Raw genomic sequence first — 593 nt, 5'->3', positions numbered from 1 at the left:
CCGCGGCCGCCGGTGCCGGGGTCGAGGACGCCGTGGACGCCGTCCGCACCGCCTTCGCCCACCGCGCGTGACCCCGCCGGTTCGCTCCCGAACGGGCGCGCCGCCGGTTCTCGCGCCCTACGCCCCGAATGTCGATGTCAGGCCACCGGCGGGATGGCACAGCGCACCGTCACCGCCTGCGGGTGAACCCGTCGATGCACTCGAGGTAGGGGCGGGTGCGATAGTCGGGACATGAGAACGACCAGAGCTTTCGCAGCCACCCTCGCCCTGACCACGGCGGTCTCCGTCGCCGCGGCACCCGCCCACGCGGCGCCGACCGAAGCTTCGTCGGCCAGCGTGCACTACATCGCCCAGGAATCGGGTTCGCTCGAGGGCGGCCTGTGGGTTTGAGCGCTTTGCGGCGGTCTTCTGTGATCGCTCGGAGGCGTTAGTTTCCGATCACGAGGATGCTGGCGGCGGATTCGATGACGTCGTCGGTGATGGTCTCGAGTTGGTTGATCTTGAGCACTCGTGCGATCTGAGGGAAGAGGCGTTCGAGGAGGCGGAAGTTGCCCCGGGTGAAACTTTAGGTTTTTAATGCGTTGTCCCAACAG

General features: G+C 67.3%; 1 protein-coding gene and 1 pseudogene. One reads left to right on the top strand and one right to left on the bottom strand.

Annotated elements, in window-relative coordinates; genetic code table 11:
- The first annotated feature begins 231 nt into the window (after positions 1–231).
- Positions 232–390, top strand: coding sequence for a hypothetical protein (locus tag HMPREF3086_RS18940; protein ID WP_156482658.1), 159 nt, complete (start codon positions 232–234; stop codon positions 388–390).
- A 37-nt stretch (positions 391–427) separates the two neighbouring features.
- On the opposite strand, the pseudogene HMPREF3086_RS19910 reads toward HMPREF3086_RS18940, so the two are convergent.
- Positions 428–559 (bottom strand): annotated as a pseudogene (locus tag HMPREF3086_RS19910) (ATP-binding protein); the annotation flags it as partial.
- Positions 560–593 lie beyond the last annotated feature (34 nt).

This window comes from Dietzia sp. HMSC21D01 (genome assembly GCF_001815995.1).
GTDB classification, from domain to species: Bacteria; Actinomycetota; Actinomycetes; order Mycobacteriales; family Mycobacteriaceae; genus Dietzia; species Dietzia cinnamea.
Note: the sequence above shows the minus strand (reverse complement) of the source record. Positions and strands in the feature narration are given on the sequence as shown.

Bases quoted from the DNA above. Each gene is read 5' to 3' on its own strand.
- HMPREF3086_RS18940 (WP_156482658.1), top strand. From the start codon at position 232: ATGAGAACGACCAGAGCTTTCGCAGCCACCCTCGCCCTGACCACGGCG.